Consider the following 16,191-nt stretch of genomic DNA (forward strand, 5'->3'; position numbering starts at 1 on the left):
ATGTAAAAGAAAAAGGCCCGGCGTGGGGGAAGATACGCCGGGCCAGCAAGTGCTAGAATTCCTTCTGAACACTTACATACAGATAACGTGGGGTCGCCGGATAGAGCGATCCTCTGTATCCGTATGTTTCATCTGCCAGCGGCGGCGCCTGGTCAAACAGGTTACGCGCACCAACCCGGATACGGCTATTTCCGAACAGACCTTCTTGCTCAAAACTGTATTGCGCATACAGATTGACCAATGTGTGATCATCCACACGGTAGTAATTACCTGCGCCGTTTGACAGGGATGTATCGTCAATACCGCCGACATAGGTAGCACTGGCGCCAACGCGGAACTGATTGTAGGTCCAGGTCAGCGTGGAAGACAGGCGCCATTTCGGGTTGCCGTTCTGCTCGATCAGGTCTTCTGATTCCGGCAATTCGGTCAGCTCGTTGATCAGGCCAGCTTCACGCGCAGCATACATCGCTTCGACGTCAGGAGAAACCCCGCGCTCATATGTCAGCAGACGCGATGCATTCAGGCTGAAATCAAAGTCACCAGCTCGAGTATCATCCAGGCTCCACATAAAGCCAAGGTCGACCCCCTCCACAGTCTGGGGCTGAAGGTTCTGATAGATGTCATCCACATAGAGAACCTGACCGACAGGATCGAGCCCTGTTCCTGCAAAGCGGGCAATATCATCAGCTGTCGGATCGAGACGGATCACATTCGGATTGCTCGAACCCTCAACACGGTTGAGATAGTCGACGATCAGTGCATTGCCTCCACCAAACACGCCGACGAGACCCGTTTGCTCAATCGACCAGTAATCGACCGTGAAGGTCATATTACCCATGAAGTCAGCCATGCCTTGTGGCTGGAACACGGTGCCCACTGTCCAGTTCGTGGATTCTTCGGCTTCCAGATCAGGGTTCCCTGCCCGGCGGCCGGTCGCGACAACAGAGGCGTTACAATCATCAAACGAGGCGATACGGCCAGCACGAAGGTCTGCTTCGCACAACACCCAGTCCGTGCGGGTGTTGCCGCGCGTCACAACCGTGGCGTTCACCTGCTCAAGGTTCGGCGCCCGGAACCCTTCGGAATATGCCCCGCGCAGTCTCAAGCCATCGACAACATCCCATGAGAGGGCGACCTTAGGCTTCGCGACGCTGCCGAAGTCGCTATAGTCTTCATAGCGGCCAGCAAGTTGCAGGTTCAGTGCCTGCACCAATGGTATGTTCATCTCTTCCGAGACAAGCGGAATGGCAAATTCGGTATAGACCGAAGTGACATTGCGCGAACCGCTATTGTCCGGCGTCGGACTAACACCGAACATGTTGCTTTCCTGCGTAATGCCCAGAACGGTGTCATACCATGTGATCGTACCGTCAACATTTGGGTCGCGATCATCCAGCTGCGTTTCGCGGCGGAACTCGACGCCGGCAGCCATGCCGACATCACCAGCCCAGGTCTGGAACAGGTCTGACCGTGAGACGCTTGCATCCCATTGGAACAGCGTGGTTTTGTTCTTCCGGTTCGTCTCAAACATAATGGCGTCGATGGCCGCTTGAGAGCTGAAAGTATTATCGCTGCCAGGGTTCAGCGGGTCGCCGCCATTGAAGGGGTTGAAAGCATCAGGGGTCGACAGTGCCAGATTGGCCTGGAACGCCGTTGCATCAATGCCTTCCTGACGATCGTCCACAGTCGCCTCGCTGTAGAGGAGTGCTGTTTCCCAATCCCAGCCATTGAAATCGCCGCGAAGGCCGGCAAGTGCACGATACTGCTCTGCCGTCACACGTACCGTGGTCGGACCAAGGTCTGAAAAGCGCAGGGTCTGCAGTACAAGCGGGACACCTTCTTCCGGTGCATCAATGCCAGGTAAACGGTTCGGGTTCAGGGTACCGTCTTCAAACCTGACAGGACCGAACGGGTTCCAGTAGTTTGAAGCCGGGATGGTCATCTTGACAGAGCCGATTGTGAAGATGGAATCCTGCACACTTTCTGTTTCGGCACGGTAATAGGCAGCTTCCCCGAACAGCTCCATGCCATTGCCCAGATCATATTTGCTCGTCGCAAATAGGTTAAGGCGCTGAAGGTCTGGCGTGATCGAGATCGGATAGTTCTGGCGGGCATCCCAGCGCAGATTCACGTCCGCTCCGGTTGTCGCCGGATTGCCGTCATCAATGCAGACATCGTTGCCGACATCGGACAAGCACCCTGCATTCGTGCCTGGCTGCAGGTGGAAACTCCCGCTGGCGCTGGTGATGCGTGTTCCATCCTGGCGAACCGGGACACCGCCCACAGTTCTGAATACGCCCCAGGGGGTCGTGGTGCTGCTGTTCAGAAGAGAATTGCTACCCTCAAATTCCGTGCCCACAAAGAAAGGGCGCAGGTCAGCAGATGCAGAGAAATCCTGATCGCTCGCCAACAGCGCAGAGCGGTCATTGTAATTCGCAAACAGGGTGACATTCCCGCGGCCACCCGCAAAGGCTTTCCCGAACAGGCCATTTAGCGTCAGCTCGTTGAGATTGGTGTCCGGCGCACCGCCATATTGCGCTTCCACACGGGCACCTTCGAAATCATCCTGCAACACCATGTTTACGACACCCGCCACAGCATCGGAGCCGTAAATGGCCCCCGCGCCGTCGCGCAGCACTTCAACACGCTTGATCCCGTTCACAGGCACCGTATTGGAGTTAAATGTCAGAACCGGGGCCAGCGTGTCGCTTGCTTGGCTGCTTGGATAGTTCACACCTCGACGGCCATTAATTAGAACCAGCGTGCTGCCGACGCCCAGATTGCGCAGGTCGACAGAGCCAACATCGCCGCGTGCAAAGTTGCTGCTGACCTGGCCAGATGTCTGGTTGAAGCTGACATCGCCAAATTGCGGAATGGCCAAGAACAAATCCTCACCAGACACCGCGCCGATGGCTTCAATCTCGTCAGCTCCGACGACCGTAACCGGCAATGTCCCGGCCACGTCCGCGCCTGAAATCCGGCTGCCGACTACGACGACAACTTCCTCACGGCGCGTATCATCCGCAGCGGTGGCGGCGTCCTGGGCATTTGCGCCCGCGACCCCGAACACCATGGCAGACACAGTCGCCATAAGGGTTTTCTTTGAATTCTTTATGTTCACATCGCTCTCCAAACGATCTTGGTTTTGACCATCGTCCAACGAGATCGTGATGATCCCGCTGTCCGTAAGACCGCCGGTTAGAGCTGTTCCTTCGAAAAGCGCATCCATGGCTTCGCGAAGGGTCATCCTCCCCTTGATCGCGTTCGTTCTGATCGAGCCGACATCATCTGTCTGAAAGAGAACTGAGTGCCCGGTCTGGAAGGAAAGCGACTTGATGGCATCTGCGGCCCGAACCGAAGATATATCCACCTCATATGCTTCCTGCGCCACCGACACACCGGCTGACACAACAGCCAGTGCCGCGAGACAGCACGCCATGCGTACAGCCTCATTTGGCATTTTTCAGCGCTCCTTCCTCCTCGTCACGACGAACGTCGATTGCCCCAATTGGCCGTCTCATGGGTAAGACTGACCGGGAACAAAAACCCGCTATACGTTTCGCGTTTTTTTTGGAACTTTTTTTCATCATATATGACGGTGTTGTATTTCTATCACATTCCGATGGCATTTAGACGAATGGATCGTACGCCGGGCGAGGGTCATTTTGCCGAAGTGAGGATAAGGTGCCCATCCTCTGCCTCCCGAACCTGGACACCAAAAGACAGCTGCAGGGCCTCAAAGAACGCATCAGTTTCTCCGATACGAAAGACCCCGCCAAAACGCAGGTCCGCGAGATCTTCATCTGCTATCTCGATGCGTTTTGAAGTGTATCTCTGCATTTCCCGAACGACGTCCCGCAATTGGGCATCTTCGAAATCCAGAAAGCCGGAGCGCCAGGCAAGTTGCCGTGAGAGCATTTGATCGGGTAATTGCTGAACCGTCTCCTGCTGGCTGGCGGGAGAAATCTCAAGACGCTCGCCAGCCGCCAGGAAAGTCTTTTGCGCGGCCGGTTGTGCCGCCTCGCGTGCGACAGCCCTCAGTCCCTCCGCTGCCTTTTCAGGCGATCCATCATCATAGACAACCTTGCCTTCAGAGACAGTGACGATCAGCTCATCATCCGTCCAGCGTACAGAAAAGGCTGTGCCTATGGCTGTGACGGAATGCGTGCCCGCATACACCGTAAAAGGGCGGTCGGGGTCGTGCGCGACATCAAAGAAAGCCTCCCCCTTCTCCAGATAAACACTTCGCTCGGCCTTCACGAAGGCCACATCAATCTTGCTGTCCGTGTTTAGGTTTATGCGCGAACCATCCTGCAGAGCGATTTCCTGCGTTTGGCCGACCTCAGTCGCCGCATATATCGGGTCTTGAGGCGAAGGCGATACATCCGGCTGCCGGATATAGAATGCTACAGCCAGCGCAGTTGCGACCAGCATGCCCGCAACGCCCAGCGGCACCCCAAAGGAGCGACTGCGATACGACTTATCTGTACGGCGTAAATCCTGGCGATTGCCTGCAGCGGCTTGCAACGGCTCGGCCATACTGGCCAGCACATTGGTTTCAAGTGACACTCCTGCCAGCCGACGGATTTCAGCATAATGCCTTGGGCTGCGTTGTATCCATTCGCGGAAAGCGGCCATGTCTTCATTCGACAGCTTGCCCGTCTCCAGCTGCGCGAGCCAAGCAGCCGCCTCCGCCGTAAGGTCGGGTGCGGTGGAAGAGAGCACGTCTTTCTGTTTCATCTCGCACCAATCACAGTGCCTGACGTAGCAGGCACAATATCCTCAACCTTGCAGACTGGTGCTTTCAGACTCTTTGCCGAAGCGTACCGACCGCTTATCCAGAAACTCACTGCAGCGCCTCAGGCCTGCTGCAACATGCTTTTCAGTCGTGCTGACAGATATGCCGAGTTCTCTGGATATTTCTGCATGAGAATAGCCATACACCTTTTTCAATACAAACACCTGCTGACATTGCGCAGGAAGCGTGGCCACAGCCTCCCAGAACAGGAGCATACGCTGACGGCCATCTACCTGGTCTTCTACCAGAGGCTCATTGGATGAGACGGTTTCCGGAGCAAAATCCTCTATGAAATCTATCACCGAGCGTGATTTTTTATCCAGAGAGTCCCGAACCACATTGCGGGCGATTGTATAGAGATAGGCTTTGGGCTGCAGAATTTCCCGCTCGCGTTCTGCCTGCAGCGCTCTCAGGATCGTTTCCTGGGTGATATCATCAATGTCGGAGCTTGAGGGTGAGATGCGCCGGAGAAAGCGGCGCAATCCCGCTTCTTGTTCCCGGAAAACCGAAAAGATGCCGCCTTTGCCTCTTCTCTTGCGGCCTGCAATGTTTGAACTCATTTTTATGGCTCCAAGATAGGTCCGCTGCGCCTGACAGTTATCGAGGCCAGTTCCTCCCCTTGCATATATCGCTTCGTGGAAAAGGAACTCCGCCACATTCGTTCGGGGCGTATAAGTGCCGAAGATTGTCCGTCTTGTCCCTGAGCAATACTGACACGTTTCTCCAGACATTCTGAAGAATTCGTCCCTATGGTCCTGCGATATGTCTTTCCATCCTCTAACGCTCTGAGACCGCCTGCCAGAAACTTCCTGACCTCCCTGAGCGACGACTACGTAGCCAATTCTTGAAGCAGGCTTGCGAGCAGTGTCTGAGCAGAGCGTAAACTTCAACATGGGTGAAGTATATCGTGAAATCTGTGCATCCATCCCAAATTGATACGCAGAAATAACGAATGATGGGATAATTTCCCCCTATCGTGGAAATGGCAGGGGAATCTCGAAAACACCCCTTCCTTTCAGGACATTACAGGCTGCGGCTTTACCCTCCATCCCCAAGAAAAAAGCGCCATCGCGTTAACCCCGACGGCGCTTTGCTCACCTGTAGCTGTAAATTTCTACTCCCACTCGATTATGAACGAGCACAAAATACTATTTTAAATCAACATTTTAGAAAAAGCTGTGGATAAACTTACCGTCATTCCACAGATTAAATCGCGTCGCTGGGTTTTCGATGATGGACGCCCGGATCCAGATACAAGTTGACAGGATTCTGATGAACGCAGCAACCAGTTCACTATCGAAAAGTCCCTACCCACATCGATCAATCTTCGTCCCAATTACCACCGTCCCTACCGCGCCCCTCAGTGTCCCTGAGTTTTCGAAAGCCGCGCGCGAGCCTTAGGATGGAATCGCGAGGGCGCACCCAACAAAAGAGTAAGCTAGTAATTCCTTTTATTTCAGAGGGTTAGAGGTTTCCCTGCGAGCAACGATCATTCAAAGTTCCGGCAGGCGCCGGCTGATGCGTGCCAGAATATCGTCAAAGAGTGCAGGCTCCCTGTAGTAAAGCGCTCGTGACTTCGCATAAGCGTCCGCGTACGCCTTTCGCGTTTCTGCGTCGCTCAACAGAAAGGCTTCGTTCCTGGTGAGGTCCGGTTCATCTGCCTTGCGGAACCTTTTGGCCTTGTGGTCCTTGTACGCGTCTGTTCCGATGAACTCTTTCACTGAGGCGTCAGCGAGCAGGCAGTACACGTCATAATAGTGGCGCATGAAATTGACAGGCATGTCGCCGTCCGCCTGCTGCTTTCGGAATTTCGTTGAGATGGTCTGGAGCTTTTCGACAAAAGTATAGCCCGGCTCATAGCAAGGCACATCGACCGCGCGGGTGTCGGTCAGGTCTGCAATCCCACTCTCGACTGCAAGTTCGTAAGCCCAGGACGAAATCGTACATGGCCGGTTCGGCGCCACCTGGTCGAACCCGACTTCGAGCAGGATGCCTGCCTTCAGCCCTTCTGGCAGTGGATTCACCGACTCATACTTCAATCGAATGCCTGCGCCGCGATAGTGGCGTGTGTCGTCGAACTCTTCGTCGCGGACCACTTCGATAATGCCAGGAATTTTGATGGCTTCGGCCAGACCGTTGAAGAATTCGAGACGCGCCTTTACCTGCGCAGGCTTGTTGTGGTTTGGGCCATACTGGAGGTCGGTCTCTGGGTGGATCAGGATGTCGATGTCTTCCGAAAAACGGTCGATGAGGCCGTATCCCTTTGACAGCGAAGTTCCGCCTTTCAGCTCAAACTTATAGTCAAGCTGCTGCAGTCCCCAGAGGCAGTGCATCAACCAGTAGTCTTTTTCGATGAGGCCCGGATCGATAGTGTTGTTTCGCGCAGCAACAGCGATGAGGTCGGCAAAATCAGGCAGTGCGTGCAGGAGGGTCACGCGGCGGTTGCCTGATCAGGGTTCAATACAGGCTTGAGGAGCCTTGCAGCCCGCGCCGATCCGAAATCCTTCACCGCACGTGACAGTCGCGCGCGGTCCATACGTCGCGCACGCCTAAGTGCCTTGGGAAGCACGGTTGCCTTTTCCTCGGGAAGCCGATCGAGGTTGTGCAACAGATCCACCAGGAGGAATTCTTCGCTGAGGTTTGAAGGAACAGAGGTCCGCATGCGGAAGTCATAGCGTCGGCCATCCAGCTCGAAATGGCCGTGCCGTTTGCGATTATAAACTACCGGCTCATTGTAGAGCTGCGTCGTTCCCAATTCGAGGCTGTTATAGGCGTTTGGCGAAACCATAAGAAACCGGTCATCCCCCAGGAATGACTCAACCAGCTTCTCCGGCTTGGCGGGTGCCTGCCCGAACCGAGTTTTCTTCGGAGCCATATAGAGCCCTGCCCCAACCTTTTCGAGGCGTCCTTCGTCAAGCAGCTGTCCAACATGTCGATCGACAGCGTTTGACCAGGTCGCAAGCTCCTTGCGCCGGTACACCTGTCCGGGGCGCAATTTCCTTTTTAGTTTTGCAAGCGCGGTCATGTTCTGTCTCCATCACCCACAATATAGGGGTCATGCTCCATATTATGCAACATTTCTTATTAAAAAGTCATGCACAACAAAGACAATAAATACTCTCGACACAGGTGCAAGATATTGATTTTACGATGTTTTATAGAATGAGGAAGCAGGTCTCTTAATCACTGGAATGGCACAATCCGTACTAAACAAAAGGGTCTGGGGTCCAATTTATTTATGAATTGAAGCTCGTACGCAGCGAAACCAGGTTGCCCTTTCGCCAAGAGCCGACAATGGATTCCGAACCGCGAGTGACGCGCCTCGAAATCGCAATTTAGTTGCAACAATTACAAGTACTTGCAGAATTTTCGCAACCAAATTGTATCCCACTTTGCATCCAATTTGTATCTCATTATTTCAAGAGATCTGGTTCGACCCCCGGTTAACGCGTCGAACCACTTTTAGGAATATACTTGCCGTCATTAGACCAATCGAAGCAAAAGCATTCAAATAGAGTCGCCGTGAAAATGACTGAATATCGACGCTCCGCACTTACCATTTCATGATTCATCAGCCGTTCGAGGTTTTGAAGTATCGGGCCGTTGAGCCGCGAAAAGCGCAATCGTTCCGAGCAGCAATTCGATTGAACTTTCCCGCCAGGGCTGCCAACCAACCGCTGATCCTTGCTCGATAAGAACCGCAAAAACCCGAGCGAGCCCGACTGACAAAAATACCGTGGCTGCCACACTGTTTAGCGCCTTGTTTGTGAAGGCTACGACGGTCCCAACAGTGAGCAGTAGCCCAAGGCCAACTTCCCCACCCCCGATGATAGCTCTAACGGCAATTCGAGCTTCAGGGTCCACCAAATCCACTCCGTAATACCTCAAAATCTCTGGATTTATGAAGGTCCAAATCCCAAGGCCGATAAGCAATAGTCCCAGCAATACGTGGTAGTGACGTAAATAAACCGTCATTCTTAGAACCCCGCAAAAAAGCGAGGTGTAGATTTCTTATAGGCCAGATAGGCTTGCCCGTATTCTCGTTCCAGCCACGGCTCTTCAAAGAGCGGTGCCAGCAAATACAACAACCCCCAAAACGCCAAAAGGACCCGAATAAAAGGATCAGGGATCACAAGCCCCCATCCAATCAGACCTATCCAGGTGGCAACATAAACAGGATTTCGACTGTGTTGGAACCAGCCTTCCGTGCGTAAACCCGTCGGTTCTCCAAAAGCATTTCTCCATCCCATTAAAAAGGTTATCCGGAAAGCCGCTCCAAACCTTACAAAGATCATTATGACACCGGCGATGGTTATCAGAGCGCTCGACGGTTGGTCCCCAAACAGAGCGACATCGCTGGTATGACCTTTACCGGCGGTTCGGTGAAGCCGGGCTTGAGGATCGGCGCGGCGGCTCTGGCCGGGTCTGGAACCGCATCCCGAATGAGGTGCGTCAGCAGGTGCTGGAAATGGCGCTCGACCGGCCGGACCTTTCTCCCCGCGAACTGGCCGTGACGTTCACGGACGAGAAGCGCTACTTCGTCTCGGAAGCCAGTGTTTACAGGCTTTTGAGGGCGCACGACCTGATTACCAGCCCGGCCTTCATCGTGATGAAAGCGGCCGATGAGTTCAGGGAGAAAACCACCGCGCCCAACCAGCTCTGGCAGACCGACTTCACCTATCTGAAAGTGATCGGCTGGGGATGGTTCTACCTCTCCACCGTGTTGGACGACTTCTCCCGTTACATCATCGCCTGGAAGCTCTGCTCGGGCATGGCGGCGAGCGATGTGCAGGACACGCTGAACCTGGCGCTTGAAGCTTCCGGACTCGATGAAGTGAATGTGGTTCATCGCCCGAGACTACTCTCAGACAACGGACCGTCTTACATCTCTGGCGATCTGGCTGAGTATCTTGCCGACAAAGGCATGCAGCATACGCGCGGCGCGCCGTATCATCCCCAGACGCAAGGAAAGATCGAGCGCTGGCATCAGACGCTGAAGAACCGCATCCTGTTGGAAATCTACTTCCTGCCCGGAGACCTTGAAGCGCAGATCGATGCGTTCGTCGGTTACTACAACCATCAGCGCTATCACGAGAGCCTGAACAATCTCACTCCGGCAGATGTCTATACGGGCCGCGGCCAGACCATCCTGCTCGAACGTGAGAAAATCAAAAGGAGGACGATGAAACTACGGCGCTTGCAGCACGCCCAATCCGCTGCTTAACTCAAACCAGATGCGCCAGACCCTCCTTAAGTCAGGCAGCCTGAAGTCTCAAATTACCTGACGACGGACACCCGCCAAAGAAGTAAGCGCCGATTATGAGGCCAAATCCTATAGAGTTAGGCAGGATGCTCATTTTCGGACCGAGCCATCCCGTAAGAAGGCAAAGACCCGCCAATCCAGCAAATATCACTTCTGCACGGGAGCCGAGAACGCTGCTTACGATGTCATCATGATTGTGACCGGAATGGTCTTCATGTTGATTGTGATTTTTATGTTCAGACGTATTCATACTGAGCCCCAAAAATGAAATGCGCCTCAGCGAAGAAACTCGCTGAGGCGCGAATGGTTCACTCTACCGGAGCCGTGCCGGCCTGGTGCTGCGTTTCCAAGAGTGAGTGATGGCTGTCTGGCTTAGGTGCGAACCAACGATGCAGGGCTGGCAGCACTAGAAGCGTCAGCAAAGTCGATGAGACAAGCCCGCCGATAACCACCGTTGCCAGCGGTCTTTGAACTTCTGCGCCAACGCCTGTCGCAAACAGCAAGGGCGTCAAACCAAGAGCGGTCGTCATGGCCGTCATCAAGACGGGCCTGGCTCGTAGTCGCGCCGAGTCAAGGGCGAGAGTATTTCGGTCACGGCCTGCGCGAGCAAAATCATCCATGAAGCTTACAAGCACCATGCCATTGCCCAGTGCAATGCCAAACAAGGCAATGAAGCCGACAGTGGCAGGCACAGAAACGGGAAGGCCTGTGAGCCAGAGCGCCAAGGCACCACCCGTAAGAGCCAGAGGAATATTGAGCAAAATGAGAATGGCTGATTTTACGCGGCCAAACGTCATCAGCAGGATCAGAAACACAATGGCAAGCGTGATAGGAATAACGACAGCAAATCTTGCATTTGCCTGTTGTTGAAGCTCGAACTGACCGCCCCAGACAAGCCGGTAGCCGGGTGCCAGTTGCAACTCCGCGTCGGTCAGGGCCTGAGCCTCGGCAACGAAACTTCCGATATCACGACCGCGAACATTCGCTTGCACGGCAATAAAGCGCTGACCATCTTCACGGGTAATCTGGCGCGGACCGATCACGCTTTCGATGTCTGCTACCTCGCGAAGCGGGATCATTGCGCCATCTTCTGATTTTAACAGGACACGCCCAATGGCTTCGGGATTTGACCGAGATTGTTCGTTCAGGCGAACGATGATTGGGAATTGCCGAACGCCTTCAAAAAGGGCACCGGCTTCAGCTCCGCCTACAGATGTCCGTAAAACCTCCAGGGCCTCTAGGATGTCGATGCCATAACGTCCCAAAGCTTCGCGATTAACCGTGATTTTTATCTCAGGGGCTCCTGTTAATTGTTCTGCTTGCACATCGGACGCCCCAGGGACCCTGAGTAACAATTGCTGGAGTTCATTGGATGATTGTATGAGTTGGTCTGAGTCAGGACCAAAGATCTTGATGGCGAGTTCTGCGCGCGTCCCTGTCAGCAATTCATCCACTGCCATGGCAATGGGCTGGCCGACATTGGCAAGAATTCCGGGGTAGTCTTCTAAAAACTCAGACAGCTCATACCGGAACGTCTCAGGTGACATACCCGCCCGCCATTCCGTTTTAGGTTTCATCGATAAAAATATCTCAGCACTATTGGTTGGATCTGTCATCGCGCCTACCTCGCCGCGACCAACTCGGGTCACGATCGACTCGATTTCGGGGAACGATGAAGCCAACTGCGTTTCAATGCGCGTCACCGTGTCTTCGGCTTGCGTAAGCGAGATCGAGGGCGCCATCGTAACGCGCAGCAATATGTCGCCTTCTTCAAGTTCAGGTGTAAATTCGGACCCAAGTTGAGATCCGGCAATTGCCCCCGATAGCAAGAGTATGCTGGCGAGCCCAATCGCGGCTGTGCGAAAGCGAATAAAAAAGCCAGCACAGACCGTTATCAGGCGCGTCATCATGTTATCTTTTTTGCGCGCCGTTTTTGCCGGGCGCATCACACCGAAGGCTACTGCCGGGGCAATCAACGCCGCGTAAATCAATGATCCTGTCATGGCCAGCGCGGCAGACGCAGCAAGGGGGCGGAAGGTTTTGCCTTCGACGCCTTGGAGCGCAAATAGCGGTAAGAAGACGACAATTACAACAATGACAGCAGCGATCAACGGAGCGATGACCTCGGCGGTTGAGCGTGCAACGACGTCCCGCCGCGTCTCATCCGGGTCTGACTTTAGGCCTCGGTCCACGTTCTCAGCAATTACGATAGCGCCATCGACCATCATGCCAATTGCAATGGCCACCCCCCCGAGAGACATGAGATTGGCCCCGATGCCAAAGACGTTCATGGCCACAAAGGCAAAACCTACTGAAAACGGTATCGACATGACAACAACAAGAGACGGACGCCATCCACCCAAAAATACAAACACGACAATCGCAACGAGGACTGCGCCCTGCCAGAGCGCAGTTGTCACCGTTGATGCAGCCTTATTCACAAGCGTGCCTTGGTCATAATAAGGTATGGCCCGCACACCATCTGGGAGAGTCGTATTGATTTCGTCAAAGCGTGTTTTTACCCGCGCAACGACGTCCGATGTATTGGTGCCGTAAAGTTTGAGCACCATACCGGCAACGACTTCGCCTTCGCCGTTCGACGTCGCCAGTCCTTGGCGCACGCCTCCGCCTATTCGGACATCACCTATGTCGCGCATCCGCACGGGCCGCCCATCAATTGTTTTTATAGTTATAGCCGCCAGGTCTTCAACGCTGCGGGCCAGACCAATACCGCGCACGGTATATTGCTCATCTCCGAGTTCAATAAACTGGGCACCAAGAGTATGATTGCCGCGCTCAAGCGCTTCTGAAACCTCATTGATTTGAACGTCATAAGACTGCAACGCTTCCGGGTCGATGAGAACCTGAAATTGCTTCTCATATCCCCCTAGAGATAAGACTTCAGTCACCCCCGTGACGGTTTGGAGTTGATACTTGACAATCCAGTCCTGTATTTCTCGCATTTCGACCAAACTGCGCGTGCCGGTATCATCAACCAGTTTGTAGTAAAGAATGATACCAAGTCCTGTCGAGATCGGACCCATTTGTGGCTCGCCGTATCCAGCGGGAATAGCGTCGCGTGCTTGCGCCAGTCGTTCACCAACAACTTGCCGGGCAAAATAGACGTCCGTGCCGTCCTCAAAATAGATATTGACGACGGACAGTCCAAAATTTGACACGGATCGCATATGATCAATTTTGGGGAGCCCTGCCATAGACGCTTCGATGGGATAGGTGACGTAGCGCTCAACTTCTTCCGGTCCAAGCCCGTCGGTTTCGGTGAATACCTGAACCATTGCGGGCGTAACATCAGGGAAAGCGTCAACAGGTAGCGCTCGAAATGCAAACAGTCCGCCAATTGTCATGGCAATGGCGAATATAGCGGCAAGCAATCGGCCACCCGCTATACGGTGCATAAAATTTTGCATAATCAATGATCCTGTTACTAATCGTCGTCGGCGCCGAAGGAGTCTTTCTCCAACTGTGATTTGAGCGTGAACGCGCCTTCCGCCACATAGCTTTGTCCGCTTTCCAGTCCCTGCAGGATACTGACGAAACCGTCTTGTTCCAATCCAGTCACTACGGGTTTTGGGGCAAACCCGTCTTCCGTCGGAACAAATATCGACGGCGTGGAATTCACACGCTGAACAGCATTGAGGGGAACGCGGATGACGGTTTCGCCTTCGCCCAGTTCAATTTTGGCTCGGATAAACTGTCCAGGACGCAATCGGCCATCGGTATTGTCAACGATCATCCGAGCCGTCGCCGTTCGCGACGATTGATCTACCACTGAGGATATAAACGCGATTTCAGATTGCGCGATTGTGTCGCCAGCATCACTGGTTAAGTTGACTTTCGCCCCTTCATCAAGACGGGAAAGGTCTTGCTTGAAAACAGCAATGTCGACCCAAACAACGGCGTCGTCGACAATTGTAAACAAGGGCTCAGCAGACGCATCATCGCTATTGACCGCTTCTCCAAGTGTCACGGATCGCTGAACGATGGTCCCAGCAAGAGGTGAGGTTACAACATAGTTTGCACTGCTGCTTCCTGATCCTATTTGAGCGGGATTCAGTCCAAGCGTCTGCAACTTACCTTTGATGGCTTGCAGATTAGCATTGGCGGCAGAAGCGCCCGCTCGTGCAGCCAAGAGATCTGCCTCCGAGGTGATTTGATCCGTCCAAAGTCGCTCTTCTCTGTCGAGTGTAGTTTGCGCCAAATCGGACGCTGCACTGGCTGAGATGAAGTTTGACTTCAGATCGGCGAGCTCGCGGCTGGCGATTAAAGCCAGTTTTTGACCGCGCGAAACGGTGTCGCCCTCTGTCGCGTATAATTCGCGAACAATACCGCCGATCTGTGGAGAGACTTGAGCGACCCGATCGGCGTCAAACCGGACTTCGGCAGGTAAATTAAGCTGATCGCCCATCCGCCCCGTTTCAGCAATTTCGACTTTGATACCCGTCGCTTCGGCAGCGATGTCGCTCAAGACGATTACACCGCTTTCGGCCTCTTCGTCCTGCGCTTCTTCATTTTCATATGAAACTTGATTTTCCGGTCGACCACTCGATGCTTGATCGTTGCCGCACGCCGTCAGCGTGAAGGTACCAAACGCGATGATCCAAAGTGTTTTCCAATAAGACGTCATTATTTTTGTTCTCCAGAGAAGGGCGCGGCACCGACAAGGCTTTTCAAGCGCGCTGTTTCGACACGAAGCGTATGTTTTGCATCCAGAACCGAGCGTTCTGCCTCAAGCAAAGCGTTGCGTGCATCGAAGGTCGTGGTCAGATCGAACTTCCCGGCAGCGTATCCCTGGATAGACGCATCGTAGGCGGCGACAGCGCTCGGCAGAACTGTCTCTTCAAGAATGGCAAGGCGTTGGCGAGCGCTCGTGACCGCCGCGACCGCGCCGCGTTGCTGTGCCCGCAACCGGGCTTCAACGGCGATCACGTTGATTTGACCGGCTTCAGCCCGGATTTCGGCTGCGCGGGTCGCCCCTCTGTTACGGTCAAATAAGGGAAGCGGAACAGACACGCCCGCGACAACCGCGCTATCACCGGTGCTTTCAAACCGGCGAAAGCCAGCAGAGACAGTAATATCCGGCATGGCAGCAGCGCGTTCGACATCAATGGCCGCACGCAGGGCGTTGTCCGATGCTGTTGCACGGTCCAATTCCGGATGCGCCAATTGTGTTTCTGTGCTGAGCCTCGCGCCGAAGGCCGAGTCCTCTGCCTCCGCCAAAGTGAATAATGGGTTCGCCTCACCCCAGAGTGATGCCAACTCATATCGCCGCCTTTCAGAAAGGCCTTTGGCAAAGCTTGCAGAGGCCTCGGCGCTGGCCGCTGCGCTTTCGGCTCTGATCTGTTCGGGTGGCGGCGCGGCACCTGCTGCGACGCGCTTGCGAACGGTGCTGGCCAGTTCTTCCGCCGTCTCGGCTGCGGTTTCGAGCAAGGCCGCGTCGTTCAGCGCATGAACATAATCATAAAAGAGAATGGTGCCCTGGAGTTCGGTTTCGCGCAAAATAACAGCACACTCGGCGGATGCGAGCGCCGTCAAGGCACGAGCAGCAGCCTGGGCACGTTGGCGCTTTCCGCCGAGCTGGAGCGTTTGCTCAACGCCAATGGTTGTTTCTGCCTCATTTAATCCGCTCAAAGCCCCGCTTCCCGCAAACTCTTCAAGTTCTATTGAAAGCACCGGATTTAGCGGTCGTCCTGCTTGCTCTGCGTCTGCTGCGCGGGCCAATATTTCAAGACCGGCGACGCGCGTTTCCGGCGAGGCCCGACGTATTTCGCTTAATACGGCATCGAGAGTGAGCGGCGCCTCAGCGTCGATATCGGATGCCTTGTTATAGTCCGGTCCGGTTTCACAGAATCCCGCCTGAGCCTGAGCAGGGAGAGAGAGAGCCAAAAACAGGGTGGCCCAGAGAAATTGTTGCATTTAAAATGTCCTCGATTTGACGGTTCGCGCGGATATCGCTCCGTAAATGGAGCGGGCGGGTCAAATGCGAGGGGGACGAAAGGGGCCTTGCGGGCCGTCTCTGGAAAATTGATCAGTATCTGGCGGCACAAAAGCGTTCGTTTTCCGTTCAAATGAATTCACCACGTGACCTGAGCCCTTTGGCTCCCTCATTCAT

The 16,191-nt window shown here is 54.3% G+C and carries 10 protein-coding genes and 1 pseudogene; 1 reads left to right on the forward strand and 10 read right to left on the reverse strand.

All coding sequences use genetic code 11. The features are described from left to right. Positions 1-52 precede the first annotated feature (52 nt). The 7 genes from HY2_RS09180 to HY2_RS09210 all read right to left on the reverse strand — a co-directional run bounded on the left by HY2_RS09180 (position 53) and on the right by HY2_RS09210 (position 9,144). Entirely contained in the window at positions 53-3,460 is a 3,408-nt protein-coding gene (locus HY2_RS09180; protein WP_206741015.1) for a TonB-dependent receptor, read from the reverse strand. A gap of 200 nt (positions 3,461-3,660) precedes the next feature. Then, entirely contained in the window at positions 3,661-4,740 is a 1,080-nt protein-coding gene (locus tag HY2_RS09185; protein WP_051594874.1) for a FecR family protein, read from the reverse strand. Between the two features lie 42 nt (positions 4,741-4,782). After that, the gene (locus HY2_RS17140) at positions 4,783-5,454 is read right to left on the reverse strand and encodes an RNA polymerase sigma factor (protein WP_162173282.1); all 672 of its coding nucleotides are present in this window, start codon (positions 5,452-5,454) and stop codon (positions 4,783-4,785) included. An 837-nt stretch (positions 5,455-6,291) separates the two neighbouring features. Further along, on the reverse strand, positions 6,292-7,233 hold the full coding sequence (locus HY2_RS09195) for a nucleotidyl transferase AbiEii/AbiGii toxin family protein (protein WP_013301472.1): 942 nt from the start codon (positions 7,231-7,233) through the stop codon (positions 6,292-6,294). Continuing rightward, a complete protein-coding gene (locus HY2_RS09200; protein WP_034826880.1) occupies positions 7,230-7,823 on the reverse strand; it encodes a hypothetical protein in 594 nt (197 codons plus the stop codon). Before HY2_RS09200 ends, HY2_RS09195 begins: the two co-directional genes overlap by 4 nt. A 536-nt stretch (positions 7,824-8,359) precedes the next feature. Then, positions 8,360-8,773: a DUF4345 family protein gene (locus HY2_RS09205; protein ID WP_034826882.1), complete on the reverse strand. Its 414-nt coding sequence runs from the start codon at positions 8,771-8,773 to the stop codon at positions 8,360-8,362. A gap of 2 nt (positions 8,774-8,775) precedes the next feature. Continuing rightward, positions 8,776-9,144 carry a methyltransferase family protein gene (locus HY2_RS09210; RefSeq protein WP_338042071.1) on the reverse strand — a complete coding sequence of 123 codons (369 nt, stop codon included), beginning with the start codon at positions 9,142-9,144 and terminating at the stop codon, positions 8,776-8,778. Positions 9,145-9,149: 5 nt separating this feature from the next. On the opposite strand from HY2_RS09210, the pseudogene HY2_RS09215 reads away from it, so the two are divergent. Then, positions 9,150-10,022: pseudogene (locus tag HY2_RS09215) on the forward strand (IS3 family transposase); the annotation flags it as partial. 347 nt (positions 10,023-10,369) lie between these two features. On the opposite strand, the gene HY2_RS09220 reads toward HY2_RS09215, so the two are convergent. From HY2_RS09220 to HY2_RS09230, 3 genes are read right to left on the reverse strand one after another with little or no spacing between them, the layout of a single operon-like run. Further along, positions 10,370-13,489: an efflux RND transporter permease subunit gene (locus tag HY2_RS09220; protein WP_034826884.1), complete on the reverse strand. Its 3,120-nt coding sequence runs from the start codon at positions 13,487-13,489 to the stop codon at positions 10,370-10,372. Between the two features lie 17 nt (positions 13,490-13,506). Then, the gene (locus HY2_RS09225; protein WP_034826886.1) at positions 13,507-14,706 is read right to left on the reverse strand and encodes an efflux RND transporter periplasmic adaptor subunit; all 1,200 of its coding nucleotides are present in this window, start codon (positions 14,704-14,706) and stop codon (positions 13,507-13,509) included. Then, positions 14,706-15,995: a TolC family protein gene (locus HY2_RS09230; RefSeq protein WP_034826887.1), complete on the reverse strand. Its 1,290-nt coding sequence runs from the start codon at positions 15,993-15,995 to the stop codon at positions 14,706-14,708. The genes HY2_RS09225 and HY2_RS09230 overlap by 1 nt, the downstream gene beginning before the upstream one ends. Positions 15,996-16,191 lie beyond the last annotated feature (196 nt).

The sequence above is a fragment of the Hyphomonas pacifica genome, assembly GCF_000682675.1.
Classification (GTDB): Bacteria; Pseudomonadota; Alphaproteobacteria; order Caulobacterales; family Hyphomonadaceae; genus Hyphomonas; species Hyphomonas pacifica.

What these genes read in the sequence shown, in the direction of transcription:
- HY2_RS09220 (WP_034826884.1), bottom strand. Translation starts at nt 13,489, where the DNA reads ATGCAAAATTTTATGCACCGTATAGCGGGTGGCCGATTGCTTGCCGCT.
- HY2_RS09200 (WP_034826880.1), bottom strand. Translation starts at nt 7,823, where the DNA reads ATGACCGCGCTTGCAAAACTAAAAAGGAAATTGCGCCCCGGACAGGTG.
- HY2_RS09205 (WP_034826882.1), bottom strand. Translation starts at nt 8,773, where the DNA reads ATGACGGTTTATTTACGTCACTACCACGTATTGCTGGGACTATTGCTT.
- HY2_RS09230 (WP_034826887.1), bottom strand. Translation starts at nt 15,995, where the DNA reads ATGCAACAATTTCTCTGGGCCACCCTGTTTTTGGCTCTCTCTCTCCCT.
- HY2_RS09180 (WP_206741015.1), bottom strand. Translation starts at nt 3,460, where the DNA reads ATGCCAAATGAGGCTGTACGCATGGCGTGCTGTCTCGCGGCACTGGCT.
- HY2_RS09185 (WP_051594874.1), bottom strand. Translation starts at nt 4,740, where the DNA reads ATGAAACAGAAAGACGTGCTCTCTTCCACCGCACCCGACCTTACGGCG.
- HY2_RS09225 (WP_034826886.1), bottom strand. Translation starts at nt 14,706, where the DNA reads ATGACGTCTTATTGGAAAACACTTTGGATCATCGCGTTTGGTACCTTC.